The organism is Thioclava sediminum, from assembly GCF_002020355.1.
GTDB lineage: Bacteria > Pseudomonadota > Alphaproteobacteria > Rhodobacterales > Rhodobacteraceae > Thioclava > Thioclava sediminum.
This window is the reverse complement of sequence record NZ_MPZV01000001.1, coordinates 1,361,396-1,375,312: the sequence shown is the minus strand read 5'-3', so window position 1 is coordinate 1,375,312 and position 13,917 is coordinate 1,361,396. Positions and strand designations below refer to the sequence as shown.

The 13,917-nt window shown below is 62.5% G+C and carries 12 protein-coding genes; 9 read left to right on the top strand and 3 right to left on the bottom strand.

The features are described 5' to 3' along the window. Positions 1-15 precede the first annotated feature (15 nt). Positions 16-1,023 carry an ABC transporter substrate-binding protein gene (locus BMI91_RS06125; protein ID WP_078602056.1) on the bottom strand — a complete coding sequence of 336 codons (1,008 nt, stop codon included), beginning with the start codon at positions 1,021-1,023 and terminating at the stop codon, positions 16-18. Positions 1,024-1,272: 249 nt separating this feature from the next. Between BMI91_RS06125 and BMI91_RS06120 the strand changes: the two genes are divergently transcribed. Together BMI91_RS06120 and BMI91_RS06115 are read left to right on the top strand one after the other, a co-directional pair. Further along, positions 1,273-2,358 carry a diacylglycerol/lipid kinase family protein gene (locus BMI91_RS06120; RefSeq protein ID WP_078604292.1) on the top strand — a complete coding sequence of 362 codons (1,086 nt, stop codon included), beginning with the start codon at positions 1,273-1,275 and terminating at the stop codon, positions 2,356-2,358. Next, positions 2,355-3,140 (top strand): metallophosphoesterase family protein, encoded by a 786-nt coding sequence (locus BMI91_RS06115; protein ID WP_078604291.1) that lies wholly within the window; start codon positions 2,355-2,357, stop codon positions 3,138-3,140. Before BMI91_RS06120 ends, BMI91_RS06115 begins: the two co-directional genes overlap by 4 nt. Here the strand turns inward: BMI91_RS06115 and BMI91_RS06110 are convergent, their stop codons facing one another. Continuing rightward, complete coding sequence (locus tag BMI91_RS06110) at positions 3,141-3,620, bottom strand: MarR family winged helix-turn-helix transcriptional regulator (RefSeq protein ID WP_078522117.1); 480 nt, start codon at positions 3,618-3,620, stop codon at positions 3,141-3,143. 253 nt (positions 3,621-3,873) lie between these two features. Between BMI91_RS06110 and ectA the strand changes: the two genes are divergently transcribed. From ectA to BMI91_RS06075, 7 genes are all read left to right on the top strand, one after another. Continuing rightward, on the top strand, positions 3,874-4,404 hold the full coding sequence (gene ectA, locus BMI91_RS06105; protein ID WP_232621702.1) for a diaminobutyrate acetyltransferase: 531 nt from the start codon (positions 3,874-3,876) through the stop codon (positions 4,402-4,404). 48 nt (positions 4,405-4,452) lie between these two features. Then, positions 4,453-5,739 carry a diaminobutyrate--2-oxoglutarate transaminase gene (gene ectB, locus BMI91_RS06100; RefSeq protein WP_093476885.1) on the top strand — a complete coding sequence of 429 codons (1,287 nt, stop codon included), beginning with the start codon at positions 4,453-4,455 and terminating at the stop codon, positions 5,737-5,739. 53 nt (positions 5,740-5,792) lie between these two features. After that, positions 5,793-6,194 (top strand): ectoine synthase, encoded by a 402-nt coding sequence (locus tag BMI91_RS06095; protein WP_078521813.1) that lies wholly within the window; start codon positions 5,793-5,795, stop codon positions 6,192-6,194. Beyond that, on the top strand, positions 6,163-7,635 hold the full coding sequence (locus BMI91_RS06090; protein WP_078604290.1) for an aspartate kinase: 1,473 nt from the start codon (positions 6,163-6,165) through the stop codon (positions 7,633-7,635). Before BMI91_RS06095 ends, BMI91_RS06090 begins: the two co-directional genes overlap by 32 nt. 165 nt (positions 7,636-7,800) lie before the next feature. Beyond that, a complete protein-coding gene (locus BMI91_RS06085) occupies positions 7,801-9,219 on the top strand; it encodes a cytochrome ubiquinol oxidase subunit I (protein WP_078604289.1) in 1,419 nt (472 codons plus the stop codon). Further along, complete coding sequence (cydB, locus tag BMI91_RS06080) at positions 9,216-10,229, top strand: cytochrome d ubiquinol oxidase subunit II (RefSeq protein ID WP_078604288.1); 1,014 nt, start codon at positions 9,216-9,218, stop codon at positions 10,227-10,229. Before BMI91_RS06085 ends, cydB begins: the two co-directional genes overlap by 4 nt. A gap of 186 nt (positions 10,230-10,415) precedes the next feature. Continuing rightward, positions 10,416-12,698, top strand: coding sequence for an FdhF/YdeP family oxidoreductase (locus BMI91_RS06075; protein ID WP_078604287.1), 2,283 nt, complete (start codon positions 10,416-10,418; stop codon positions 12,696-12,698). Here the strand turns inward: BMI91_RS06075 and BMI91_RS06070 are convergent. Continuing rightward, the gene (locus BMI91_RS06070) at positions 12,695-13,873 is read right to left on the bottom strand and encodes an MFS transporter (RefSeq protein WP_078602049.1); all 1,179 of its coding nucleotides are present in this window, start codon (positions 13,871-13,873) and stop codon (positions 12,695-12,697) included. The two genes, BMI91_RS06075 and BMI91_RS06070, sit on opposite strands and share 4 nt — an antisense overlap. Between the last annotated feature and the right edge of the window lie 44 nt (positions 13,874-13,917).

Here is a 13,917-nt window from a genome sequence, read left to right as displayed (position 1 = left end):
TCTCGGATCGCCCGCTCAGAGCGCGTCCTCGACCTTCTTGATCACATCGTCAGAAAGCCAAGCCTTCCAGACGTCCGGATAGTTCTCGAGGAAGTAGTAAGCGGTGTCCTCGTTGGTGCCTTGGTTGTCGGCCTGCCATGCGAGGAATTCGCCCACGGTCTTGTTCGACCATTCACGCTTGCCAAGGTAGTCCATCGCCACCGCGTTGTTCTCGGCGAACTCCTTGGTCACGACCGTGTACACGTCCGAAGTCGGGTAGGCGTTGGGCTTGGGATCGACGCAATCGGCCTGCGAGTTGCACTTGTCCCAGGCTTCCTTGTCGCCCTCGACGCCCGCGTCGAGCTTGACCATCGGGTATTTGCCGAGGATCGCGGTCGGGGCCCAGTAGTAGCCCAGCCAGCCCTTCTTGGACTCGTAGGCATTGGCGATCGAGCCGTCGAGGCCCGCAGCCGAACCGGTGTCGACCAGCTTGAAGCCCTTCTCCTCGGCCTTGTGAGCCTTGAAGCGGTTCGCGGTCGAGATCTGGCAGTTCCATCCCGACGGGCAGTTGTAGACGCCACCGATCGAGGGTTCTTCCGGATCGGGGAACAGATCGGGATGCGCCAGCGCATCGTCGACCGTCTTGATCTCGGGGTGCTCGTCGGCGACGTATTTCGGGATCCACCAGCCTTCTTCGCCGCCATCCTTGAGGATTTCGGCAGCGATCACGAGGCGATCTTCGCTGACGGCCTTGTCGAGCGCGACCTTCACCGCGTTCACCCAAAGCTCGGGTGCGATGTCGGGCTCGCCCTTCTCGTTCATCGAGGTGAAGGTGGGCATCGTGTCGCCGGTCACCAGCGTCACGTCACAGCCGTAGCCGTTTTCGAGAATGATCTTGTCGACCCAAGCAGCGACCCCGGCCGAAGCCCAGTTCATTTCGGCCTCGGTAACGGAGCCACATTCGCCATCGGCGGCGAAGGCGGGCGCCGAGAAGGTCGCCAGCGGCAGTGCCGTCAGTAACGCAGCAAGCGCTTTCTTGTTCATACAGTTCTCCTGTTGTGGCAGCTTTGATTGAAGCGATCCGCGCGGGCTGCCGCCGTGATATCGGTCGCGTTAAGTCCCGGTTTTTCCCCAGGTTGGAATCTTCGCACAGTCACGCTCACGCGATAACGGTCGCAAGACTTGCCAAATTCCGACACTCTATGTCGTAAATAACCAAGTCCCGAGGCGCAACCTTTTCACGGACCTTTCCACCTCCCTGCGGCGTTACAGCCGCGACGAAGAGGTGACATCATGACTGCCGAGCCAAAGGATTCCGTCAAACCGGAGAATGATACGGGGCCTGAAGGCCTCGTGGATCGAGACGCGAAATCCGCGCTCCAGTCCGGGTTGAATGACGAAAAGGGCGATGAAAAATTGACGAATGGCACCCCGCCGGAGCCAAGCGTCGCATTACGCCGGCAGGCGGTCGCGCTGATCGCGAACCCCTCTTCGGGTGGCAACGCTAAAGATGAAGAGGCGATCCGCCGCGCGATGGATGCGCTTGGTGACGGTGCGTCCCTTTATCGCTGGTCGCCGGAAAGCGACATTGTGGCGACCGTCCGCAAGGCGCTCGACGATGGCGCGGAGATGATCGTCGCCGCCGGTGGGGACGGCACTGCAATGGCCGTCGCGGGCGCGCTGGTGGGGCAGGAGGTGCCGATGGCCGTGCTGCCGCTCGGCACGTTCAACTTCTTCGCGCGCGGGCTGCGCCTCTCCGAGGATGCGGAGGAGGCGGCGCGCGCGATCCGCGAGGGCAGCGCCCATCCGATCCGCGTCGGCGAGGTGAACGGGCGAGTTTTTCTGAACAACGCGTCGCTCGGTATCTATCCGTCGATCCTCAAGGCACGCGAAGACATTTACGCCCGCTGGGGCCGTCGCCGGATCGTTGCGCATTGGTCGGTCTTCAAGACTTTCCTGCGCTTCCAGCGCCCGATGCGCCTGAAGATCACGGCGGACGGGGAGACCAGGAACCGCCGCACCGCGCTCGTCTTCATCGCGCGCTCGGCCTATCAGCTCGATTTCTTCGGGCTCGACGGGGCGACGGTCATCAGCGACGACGCCTTCGCCGTGCTGGTCGCGAAGGCACAGAGCCGTCGCGACCTCTTCCGCCTGTCGTCGCGGCTGGTGCGCCGCAAAACCAAACAGGGCGAGGATTACGAATTGATCCGTGCGAAAACCTTCGAGATCGAAACCGCCCGCGGGCGCGGGTTGCTGGCCTTCGACGGTGAGAAGTGCCGCGAAGAAAGCCCTTTCCGCTTCAAGATGTCCGACGCGCCGCTCTGGATCGTGCTGCCAGCCAAGGACACGGACACCGAGACCCAAGACACGACCGCATGACCAGTATCGTTCACCTTTCCGATCTGCATTTCGGGCGCAGCCTGCCCGAGCTTGAGGCGCCGCTGCTGACGGCGGTGAACCGGCTCGCGCCGGACCTGACGGTGATATCCGGGGACTTCACGCAGCGCGCCCGGCGCGGCCAGTTCGCGCAGGCGCGGCTGTTCGTGGAGCAGATCGAAAGCGAAACCCTTTCGGTGCCTGGGAACCATGACACACCGCTCGACAATCTCTTCCTGCGGATGCTCAAACCCTTCGGGCGCTACAAATCCGATATCAATCATAATCTGGAGCCAGTTTTCGAGACCGATCGCCTGAAGGCGGTCGGCGTGAATACCGTGAACCGCTTCGCCTGGCAGCGCGGCAAGATGCCCGAGCGCACGATCTCCCGGCTGTGTCGCGAGTTCGGCGAGGCGGGCGAGCGGCTGCGAATCGCGGTGATGCACCATCCGCTCGAACATGGGCCCGAAGTCGACAAGGCGCTCATGGATGGGGCAGGGGATGCGCTGGAGGGCATGTCGGACTGCGGCGCGGATCTCGTGCTGTCGGGGCATCTGCACAGCGGATCGGTGGCGCCCTTCTCGGCGGTGCCTGGCATTCTGTTCGTGCAGGCGGGGACGGGGCTGTCCTCGCGGCTGCGCGGCGAGCCGAATACGTTCAATGTGATTGAAGGGGGGCGCGACGCTCTGTCGATCACGCTCTATGGCGCGCGCGACATGAGCTTCGAGCCAATCGGGGCCGACGAATTCACGCGGGGCCCCGATGGGGCTTGGGTCAAAGGCTGATCAGTTCGGCTTGCCCGAGATGTCGCCCCAGTCCAGAACCGGCGCCGCGTCGATATCGTGCGCGTCGAGCATCGAGGCCACACGCTCGAGCGATGCGATGATCTGCGCCTGCTCCCAGTCTTCCAGCGCCTCGAAGCGGCGCACGAAGATCTGTTGCAGCGCGTCGGGGGCCTCGTCGATCGCACTCGCGCCCAGTTCGGTAATCACGATGTCGGTCTGACGGCGATCCCGCTCGGAGCGCTGACGGGTCACCATGCCCTTGCGCTCGAGCTTGTCGATCAGCGCTGTCATCGTCGCCTGACTCACGCCCATGCGCTGTGCGATCGCCTTCGGTGTGGACCAACCTTTTTCGGAAATCACCTGCAGCACGCGGAACTGCGCAGGCGTCAGCCCGGCAGCCTTGGCTAGGTCGCGGCCGAACATTTCGGTCGCGCGCAGGATTCTACGCAAAGCGATCAGGCTCGTATCGACACGCTCCATCAGGCGGCGGGCCCCTTTTTTATCAAGACGACCCAGTATCGCAGAGAGTTCCGTGCTCTGCAATTGCTTGGCTTTGCTAAGTTTATCGTGTTCGTTTTTACTCATTTGCTTTGTCATGCTAATGGTATTTAGGGCTTATAAGCAAGAATATAAGGCTATGAGCGGAACTTTTCCGGGTTCCATTAGTTAGGTGGTTGAAATTTTCGACCACATGAACTACTTAGGCTACCGAAGCAAACGAGAGGAAAGAGCCGTGCCGCAAGTCGAGTCGATCAAGAAGGGTTCTAAACTGGTCTTCCGTAAGCCGGAGTCCGAAGACGGCAGCGAAATCTGGAAGCTGATCCGCCGCTGCAAGCCGCTTGATGAAAATTCGATGTATTGCAACCTTCTGCAGTGCGATCACTTCGGGGACACCTGTGTCCTCGTGGAGCGCGAAGGCGAAGTCGTCGGCTGGATTTCGGGCTACATCGCCCCGTCCGAGCCGGACACGTTCTTCGTGTGGCAAGTGGCTGTTTCCCCCGACGCACGCGGTCTTGGCCTTGGTAAGCGCATGCTGCGCCACCTCATCCAGCGCGACGTCGCCGAAGACTGCACCAAGTTGAAGACGACCATCACCGAAAGCAACGAAGCGAGCTGGGCGCTCTTCCGCTCCTTCGCACGTTCGATGGGCGGCGAGCTGACCGATGAGGCGCACTTCCACGAAGAAGACCATTTCGACGGCCATGCCTCGACCGAGCATATGGTCACCATCACCTTCCCCGAGGAGGCGCGTGCCGCCGCCTGATCTCAGGCCGCGCACCCTCCTCATTCCCCCAATTCTATGGAGTCCCCCATGACCGTTCATTCGACGGATAAAACGATCTTTACCCAACGCGAATCTGAGGCCCGCTCCTACTGCCGTGGCTTCGATACCGTTTTCACCAGCGCGCAAGGCTCGGAACTGACCGACGCCGAGGGCAACACCTATATCGACTTCCTCGCCGGTTGCTCGTCGCTGAACTACGGGCATAACGACCCGGACATGAAGCAGGCGCTGATCGAGCACCTGACCGAGAACAAGATGGGTCACGCGCTCGACCTGCACACCGACAGCAAGGCCAAGTTCCTGAGCGCTTTCGAGGAGCATATCCTCGCACCGCGCGGCATGGACCATAAGCTGATGTTCATCGGCCCGACCGGTGCGAACGCCGTCGAAGCCGCGATGAAGATCGCGCGCAAAGCGACCGGCCGCACCAACATCATTGCCTTCACCAACGGCTTCCATGGCGTGACCATGGGTGCGCTGGCGGCGACCGGTAACGGTTACCACCGCGGTGGCGCCGGCATGGACACGCATGGCGTGACCCGCATGCCGTACGACGCCTATGCCGATGGTGTGGATTCGGTCGCGCTGCTCGACCAGATGCTCTCGGACGCCTCGGGCGGTATCGACGCTCCGGCGGCGATCATGCTGGAGACGGTTCAGGGCGAGGGCGGTCTCAACGCCGCAAGCCCGGAATTCGTGAAAGGCGTCGAGCAAGTCGCCCGCAAGCACGGTGCGCTGTTCATCATCGACGACATTCAGGCTGGCTGCGGCCGCACCGGCACCTTCTTCTCCTTCGAGGAGATGGACGTGATGCCGGACGTCGTGACCCAGGCGAAGTCGATCTCGGGCTTCGGCATGCCGATGGCGCTGGTTCTGGTGCGTCCCGACTACGACGTGTTCGGCCCGGCCGAGCATAACGGTACCTTCCGCGGCAACACCCATGCCTTCGTGACCGCCACCGTGGCGATCGAGAAGTTCTGGGCCGACGACAAGTTCCAGAAGGAACTGGCCGTGAAATCGGACGTCCTGCGTGAAGGTCTGGCCGCTGTGGCCGATCTCGTGCCGGGTGCCTTCCTCAAGGGCCGTGGTCTGATGCAGGGTGTCGATGTCGGCACCGGCGAACTGGCTTCGGCGATCTGCGGTCGCTGCTTCGAGAAAGGTCTCGTGATCGAGACGTCGGGCAATGACGACCAGGTCGTGAAAGTTCTCGCACCGCTGACCACGCCGATGGAACAATTCCGCAAGGGTCTGGAAATCCTGCGCGAAGCCGCCACCGAGGTGACGGGCGAGCGCACGGACATCGCGGCGGAATAATCCGCCGCTGCCTCACCCAGCGACCAAGAAATTCAGATACGGAGACACATCACATGATCGTTCGTGATTTCAACAAGCTTAAAAACACCGACCGCGACGTGTCCGACGCCGATTGGAGCAGCGTGCGCATGCTGCTCGCCGACGACAAGATGGGCTTCAGCTTCCACATCACCACGCTGAAGGCAGGTTCGGACCACACGTTCCACTACAAGCACCATTTCGAGAGCGTCTACTGCATCTCGGGCAACGGCCACATCACCGAGCTCGACAACGGCACGCGCCACGAAATCAAGCCGGGTGTCATGTATGCGCTGAACCTGAACGACCACCATCGTCTGGTCGCAGGTGACGAAGACCTCGTCATGGCTTGCTGCTTCAACCCGCCGGTGACCGGTAACGAGGTTCACCGTGAGGACGGCTCGTATGCGCCGGCCGAAGAACTGGAAAATTCGTAAGGGGGCCAAATTGACCCACCAGAATCACACAGTCGAAAAGATTGGCGGCACCTCGATGAGCCGCGTGGACGAGTTGCTCGACACGCTGTTCATCGGAGACCGCAAGGGCGCCGATCTTTACAACCGCATTTTCGTCGTCTCTGCGTTTGGTGGCATCACCAATCTGCTGCTCGAACATAAGAAGTCGGGCGAGGCGGGCGTCTATGCGCAATTCGCCAAGGCCGATAGCGAACATGGCTGGCACGAGGCGCTGAGCCGCGTCTCGTCGGCGATGGTCGAAGCTCATGAGAGCGTGCTGACGCATCCGGGCGACATCGCGCAGGCCACCGAATTCGTGCGTGAGCGTATCGAAGGCGCGCGCAATTGCCTGATCGACCTGCAGCGCCTGTGCTCCTACGGGCACTTCCGCCTCTCGCAGCATATGCTGCAGATCCGCGAGCTGCTGTCGGGTCTGGGCGAGGCGCATTCCGCTTTCGTCACCACGCTCCTGCTGCAGCGCAACGGCGTGAACGCACGTCTCGTCGACCTCTCCGGTTGGCGCGACGAGACCGATCACGACCTCGAAGGCCGGATCATGGGGGCGATGAAGGATGTCGACCCCGCGACCGAGATGCCGATCGTGACGGGCTATGCGCAATGCGCCGAAGGCCTGATGCGGGAATTCGACCGTGGCTATTCCGAGGTGACCTTCTCCAAGCTCGCAGCCCTCACCGGCGCGCGCGAGGCGATCATCCACAAGGAATTCCACCTGTCCTCTGCCGACCCGAAGCTGGTGGGCGAAGGCAAGGTGCGCAAGCTGGGTCACACGAACTATGACGTGGCCGACCAGATGTCGAACATGGGCATGGAGGCGATCCACCCGAAAGCCGCCAAGACCCTGCGCCAGGCGGATGTTCCGCTGCGCGTCACCAACGCGTTCGACCCGGGCGATCCGGGTACGCTGATCGACGACAAGCCTGCCAAGGAAGCGGCGGTCGAGATGGTGACCGGGCTCGATATCATCGCGCTGGAAGTGTTCGAGCAGGACATGGTCGGCGTGAAGGGTTACGACGCCAAGATCCTCGAAGTGCTGACGCGTCATGGCGTGCGCATCGTGTCGAAAGCGTCGAACGCGAACACGATCACCCACTATGTCGACGCGCCGATCGAAGTGCTCCAGAAGGTCGAGAAGGACCTCTGCGAAATCTACCCGTCGGCGGAAATCTCGGCGCGGATGCTCTCGATGGCTTCGGTCATCGGGCGTGACCTGAAGGGCCTCTCGGTTCTGACCCGGGGTCTGCAGGCAATCGCCAAGGACGGCATGGAAAGCCTCGGCGCGACCCAAGGTCCGCGCAATGTCGATGTGCAGTTCGTGCTCGAACGCGGTGATCTGAAACCCGTTATCAAGGCGCTCCATGAGGAGTTCATCCCGGAAGAAAGCGCCCTCAAACAAGTCGCCTGAAATAAGCGACATTGAACTGATGAAGCCCGTGCGGATCTCCGTGCGGGCTTTTTTCTTTGGCTGCGACAACCCGTCCCAGTTGGGCTTAGAACCACGTTCCGGCGGTTGCCGTATCCTTGGGCAAGTCTAGTTCTTATCACGCAACGTGCAGAAACGCGGACGGCCATGAGCATTTTCGACATACCGACACTCGATCTGGCGCGGGCGCAATTCGCCTTCGTCGTCTCGGCGCATATCGTCTTTCCAGCCTTCTCCATCGGGACGGCAAGTTACCTGATGGTGCTGGAAGCCCTGCGGATGATTACCGGCAAGGAGGTCTTCCTGAGGATCTTCGAGTTCTGGAAACACATCTTCGCGGTGGTCTTCGGGATGGGCGTCGTCTCGGGCGTCGTGATGTCTTATGAGTTCGGCCTGAATTTCGCGCATTTCTCTGACAAGGCGGGACCGGTGATCGGGCCGCTGATGGGCTACGAGGTTATGACCGCCTTCTTCCTCGAGGCGGGCTTCCTCGGGATCATGCTCTTCGGGCGCAACCGGGTGAACAAGTGGATCTACATGTTCGCCGTGACGATGGTGGCCTTCGGTACGTTGCTCTCGGCCTTCTGGATCCTCTCCGTGAACAGCTGGATGCAGACGCCCGCAGGCTTCGCGATGAACGATGTCGGCCAATTCATCCCGCAGAACTGGTGGGAGGTGATCTTCAATCCCTCGCTGCCCTATCGCTTCGTGCACATGGTGCTGGCGGCCTACCTGACCACGGCGCTCGTCGTGGCTGGGGTCGGGGCTTGGCATCACATCAAGGGCACGGCGGATGACGCGGTGCGTACGATGTTCCGCATGGCGGTGGCGATGATCCTCGTGACCGCGCCGATCCAGATTTTCGCAGGCGACCAGCACGGGCTCAACACGCTCGAACACCAGCCCGCCAAGATCGCGGCGATGGAAGGCCATTGGGAGACCAGTAAGGGCGCAGGCCTGATCCTGTTCGGCATCCCGAACCCGAGCCAGGAGCGCACCGATTACAAGATCGAGGTGCCCTATGCGTCCTCGCTGATCCTGACGCACTCGCTCGACGGCGAAGTGCCCGGCCTCGGGGACTTCCCGGCCGATGAACGCCCGCCGATGACGATCGTCTTCTTCACCTTCCGGATCATGGTGGGGCTCGGCTTTGCCTTCGCCGCGATCGGGCTTTGGGGCGGCTGGCTGATGTGGCGCAAGCGCCTGCACGAGCCGGGGCTGTTCCACAAAGTGGCGCTGGTCTTCGCGCCGGGAGGGTTCCTCGCGATCATCATGGGCTGGTTCACCACCGAATTCGGCCGCCAGCCCTATACGGTCTATGGCCATTTCACGACGGCGGAGTCGGTGTCTAACCTCAGCCATGGCGCAGCCTGGGCGGCGCTGATCGGCTTCGTGGTCGTTTATGCCTTCCTGTTCGGCTCGGGCACCTTCTACCTGCTGCGACTGATGCGGCGCGGGCCGGAGTCGGCGGAGCCGGTGGAGAACACGCCGCAGCGCGCCGGCGGCGTGGCGGGCGCGATGCTCGCCAATGATGTGACGACCGAGAAAGAGGAGGCCCACGTATGAGCGGCTTCGCCCATTATCTGCCCGACATCTGGGCCGCGATCATCGCCTTCGCGATCCTGACCTATGTGGTGCTCGACGGGTTCGACCTCGGCATCGGCATCCTCTTTCCCTTCCTCGGCTCTGAGGAGAACCGCACCCGCGCGATGAATTCGGTCGCGCCGGTCTGGGACGGTAACGAGACATGGTTGGTGATGGGGGGCGGCGGTCTGCTCGCCGTCTTCCCGCTGGCTTACGGGATCATCCTGAACGCGCTTTACGTTCCGATCATCATCATGCTGCTCTCGCTCGCCTTTCGTGGCGTGGCCTTCGAGTTTCGCGGCAAGACCCGGCGCTGGCAGAAGCTCTGGGACAAGGCGTTCTTCGGCGGCTCGCTGATCGCGACGCTGGCGCAGGGCGCGATCCTCGGCGGGCTGCTGCGCGGCCCCGAAGTGACCGACCGTACCTTCACCGGCGGCCCGTTCGACTGGGTCAGCTGGTTCTCGCTCGGCACGGCGCTGGCGCTGGTCGCGGGCTATGTGATGCTGGGCTCGGCCTGGCTCGTCATCAAGACCTCGCACGGGCTCTATGATCTCGCGCGGCGCGTCGGGCAGGTGTCGCTGATCGTGACACTCGGGTTTATCGCTCTCGCCTCGCTCGCGACGCCATTCCTGCATCCCGAATATTATCACCGCTGGTTCCAGTGGCCGGGCGTCATCTGGAGCGCCGTGGTGCCGCTTTTGCTGATGGTGGCGGGCTTCGGCTACTGGACCGCGATCCGCTCGGATCGAGGCGTGGTCGCCTACCTGTCCGGTATCGCGATCTTCGTCCTGTGTTTCGCGGGGCTCGGCCTTTCGATCTTCCCCTATATCGTGCCCGCCTCGATCACGATCCGCGAGGCGTCGACCACGGCAATGTCGCAGGGCTTCATTCTGGTCGGTGCGGCGATCTTCCTGCCGATCATTTTCGCCTATACGGCCTATGCCTATTGGGTGTTCCGCGGCAAGACATCGGAGCATGAGCATCACTACTGAGTGAGACTACGGGACGGCTGGAACCGACCGGGCGCAGGCAGGGTTGGAACGATGTGACCAACATCCCGCGCATCATAAGCAGAGCCTTTCCCTCTGCGGTCTTCAGCCGGTCGGCTGGCCTGCGCGCGCCCCTCGGGGCGCGCGCAATTTCATATGCGCGGATCGACCCCGGAGGAGCGACGCGCCATGTCTGACAAGCTTGATAAACTACCCGAAGAAAGCGGCCCCTCCGGTGGTTGGGGCTCGATGCGGGGCATTGCCCGGGTCTTTGGCGACTCCTGGCCCTCGCCGGATGTGCTGCGCGAGCTGGAGCGTCAGAACAAACCGGGCGGTCTCATGTGCTCGTCCTGTGCTTTCCCGAAACCCGCCAATTACCACCCGTTCGAATTCTGCGAGAACGGGGCGAAGGCGACGCTGTGGGAGATGACCAAGTCGCGCCACACGCCCGAGTTCTGGGACGATCACACGGTCTCGGACCTGATGGACTGGTCCGATCATGAGCTGGAAAAGACCGGCCGTCTGACTGCGCCGATGCGCTTTGATCGCGCCACCGATCGCTATGTCGAGGTGAGCTGGGACGAGGCCTTTTCCGAGATCGGGTCGATCCTGAAAGGTCTGCCGAAGAAGGAAGTCGTGTTCTACTCATCGGGCCATGCGGGTCTGGAGGCCAGCTATCTCTGGGCGCTGATGGCCCGCGCCTATGGCAACAACAACCTGCCGCAAAGTTCGAATATGTGTCACGAGACGACGTCGGTCGGCCTGAAGAAGGTGATCGGCTCGTCGGTGGGCACGGTGCTTTGGGAAGACCTCGAAGAGACCGATTGCTACTTCTTCTTCGGACAGAACCCCGGCACCAACTCGCCACGCTTCCTGCATCCACTGAAGGCGGCGAAGGATCGGGGCGCGAAGATCGTCACCTTCAACCCGGTGAAAGAGCAGGGGCTCGTCAGCTTCGTCGATCCGCAGAACCTCTACGATATGGCGACGGGCCGCGAGACCAAGATTTCCGACCAGTATCACCAACTCAAAGCTGGCTCGGACATCGCGGCGCTGACCGGCCTATGCAAGGCGGTCATCGAAGAGGACGAAAAAGCGCAGGCACAGGGCCGCTCGGCGATCATCGACTGGGACTTCCTGAAGGAACACGCGGTCAATTATGACGGGTTCCTGACCTTCTGCCGCACGACACCGTGGGACAAGATCACCGAGGAATGCGGGCTTTCCGAGGCCGAACTGCGTCAGGCGGCCGATGTCTATATCCACGCCGAGAAGGTCATCGGCGTCTATGGGATGGGGCTGACCCAGCACGCCCATGGCGCGACCAATATCGGGATGCTGGTGAACTTCCTCGCGCTGCGCGGCAATATCGGTCGCAAGGGCGCGGGCTGTTGCCCGGTGCGCGGACACTCCAACGTGCAGGGCCAGCGAACCGTTGGCATTGCCGAGAAGGCAAAGCTGATCCCGATGGACAAGCTCCGCGAGCTTTACGGCTTCGAGCCGCCGCAGGAAGACGGCTTCCACATCGTCGATGCGGCGCAGGCGATGATGGAGGGCAAGGTTTCGGCCATGTTCTCGCTTGGCGGTAACCTCGTGCGCGCGCTGCCCGATAGCGAGCGGATCGAAGAGGCTTGGCCGAAGCAGAAGCTGACGGTGATGATCTCGACCAAGCTCAACCGCTCGCATCTCTATCCGGGCAAGGTGGCCTATATTCTGCCCTGCCTGAGCCGGTCCGAGAGGGACGAGCAGGAGAGCGGCAATCAATATGTCTCGGTCGAGGACAGTTTCTCGAAAATCCACGGCTCGCTTGGCAAAAGCACGCCCGCCTCGGACAAGCTGAAATCCGAATTGGCGATCACCTGCGGCATTGCGAAAGCGGCCTGCGCGCCGAACCCGAAGCTGCAATGGGACGAATGGGTGAAGGATTATTCCGTCGTCCGCGATCTGATCGAGGCGACCTACCCGGACGACTTCCGCGGCTTCAACGAGCGGATGAACGAGCCCGGCGGCTTCTGGCGCGGCAACCCGGCGCATGATCGCATCTGGAAGACAGAAAGCGGCAAGCTGGAATTCACCACGCCGTCTAAGCTCAACGCGCTTGGGTTCGAGGACAAGCCGGGCCGTTTCCGGATGATCACCATGCGCTCGAACGACCAGTTCAACACCACGATCTACGGCTATTCGGACCGGTTCCGCGGCATCGAAGGGACGCGCGACGTGCTGTTGATGAACAAGATCGACATGGCCGATCTCGGGCTCGAGCACGGCGATCCGGTCGTGGTCCATGGCGACATGGATGACGGGATCGCGCGCCGCAAGACCGGGCTGAGCGTCATCACCTTCGAGCTGCCGCGCGGCACGGTCGGGGGCTATTACCCGGAATGCAACGTGCTGGTGCCGGTGGGGCTCAATGACGAGCTGTCGAAGACGCCCGGCTCGAAGGGCGTCCCGGTCCGCATCGAGAAGGCCTAAGCGGGAACGGCGGCGGGGCGGCGGCTATCGAGCCATGCGATGGCGAGGAAGACGAGCCCCGCCGCCGCCAACCCCGCGCCGACATAGCCGGTAGCCGTCCAGCCATAGCCGTTCGCAAGCGCGATCCCGGCAAGGAACGGCCCGATCGCATTGGCGAGGTTGAAAGCCGCGTGGTTGAGGGCGGCGGCGAGTGTCTGGGCCTCGCCCGCGACCTCCATCAGACGCATCTGCATCGGGATCACCATCCCGGCGGTCGACCCGAGTGCGATCATCGCCACCGACATCGCGACCCAGTTGCCGATCGTGAAGGTGTAGAGGATCGACATCACGATCATCCCGCAAAGCAGGATCACGCCTGCGCCGAAGCGCGACCAATCCGACAGCTTGCCCGAAATCCAGTTGCCCAGAGTGCCGCCCACGCCAAAGGCGGAAAGCGCCACGGGGATCGTCCAGGCGGGGCCCGCCTGCGTGTCGATCATCGCCGCCGACAGGTAGGAATAAACCGCGAAGATACCGCCGAAGCCGATGGAGCCGACCAGCAGCGTCAGCCAGACCGAACGATTGGCCAGCGCGCCCAGTTCGCGCATCGGGCTGGCATTCGGGTCGCGCGGCGTCGCGGGGGCGACGCGCGCGATCATCAATGCGGAGGCCGCGCAGATCACCGCGACGATGGCAAAGCCCCAGCGCCAGCCGAAATTCTGCCCGATCGCACCTGCGAGCGGCACGCCCACGATGTTCGCGATGGTCAGCCCAGTGATCACCATCGCAATGCCCTGCGCGCGTTTGCCCACGGGCATCAGATCGGCGGCGAACAGCATCGCCATCCCGAAATAGGCGCCATGCGGCAGGCCGGAGGCGAAACGCGCTGCCATGAAGCTATCCATGTTCGGCGCGAACCCGGCCAGCAGGTTCGCCACCGCATAGAAGCCCATCAACCCGATCAGGAACTGCTTGCGCGGGATTTTCGCGCCGATCACCGCCAGAAGCGGCGCGCCGATCACAACGCCAAGCGCATAGGCCGAAATCGCATGACCCGCCCGCGCCTCGGAGATACCGAAATCGGCCGCGTAATAGGGCAGCAGCCCCATGGACGCAAATTCGATCACGCCGATACCGAAAGTGCCAAGGGCCAGCGACAGGATCACGGCCCGCGCGTGGCGGGGTTCGAGCGTCATGGGTAGTCTCCGAAAATAGGTGTAGCGCCGGGTATCAGCCCCGT

Coding starts and splice junctions, on each gene's coding strand:
- BMI91_RS06110 (WP_078522117.1), bottom strand. CDS start 3,620: ATGGAGCGTGTCGATACGAGCCTGATCGCTTTGCGTAGAATCCTGCGC.
- BMI91_RS06115 (WP_078604291.1), top strand. CDS start 2,355: ATGACCAGTATCGTTCACCTTTCCGATCTGCATTTCGGGCGCAGCCTG.
- BMI91_RS06095 (WP_078521813.1), top strand. CDS start 5,793: ATGATCGTTCGTGATTTCAACAAGCTTAAAAACACCGACCGCGACGTG.
- BMI91_RS06090 (WP_078604290.1), top strand. CDS start 6,163: ATGCGCCGGCCGAAGAACTGGAAAATTCGTAAGGGGGCCAAATTGACC.
- ectB (WP_093476885.1), top strand. CDS start 4,453: ATGACCGTTCATTCGACGGATAAAACGATCTTTACCCAACGCGAATCT.
- BMI91_RS06125 (WP_078602056.1), bottom strand. CDS start 1,023: ATGAACAAGAAAGCGCTTGCTGCGTTACTGACGGCACTGCCGCTGGCG.
- BMI91_RS06120 (WP_078604292.1), top strand. CDS start 1,273: ATGACTGCCGAGCCAAAGGATTCCGTCAAACCGGAGAATGATACGGGG.
- BMI91_RS06085 (WP_078604289.1), top strand. CDS start 7,801: ATGAGCATTTTCGACATACCGACACTCGATCTGGCGCGGGCGCAATTC.
- BMI91_RS06070 (WP_078602049.1), bottom strand. CDS start 13,873: ATGACGCTCGAACCCCGCCACGCGCGGGCCGTGATCCTGTCGCTGGCC.
- cydB (WP_078604288.1), top strand. CDS start 9,216: ATGAGCGGCTTCGCCCATTATCTGCCCGACATCTGGGCCGCGATCATC.
- BMI91_RS06075 (WP_078604287.1), top strand. CDS start 10,416: ATGTCTGACAAGCTTGATAAACTACCCGAAGAAAGCGGCCCCTCCGGT.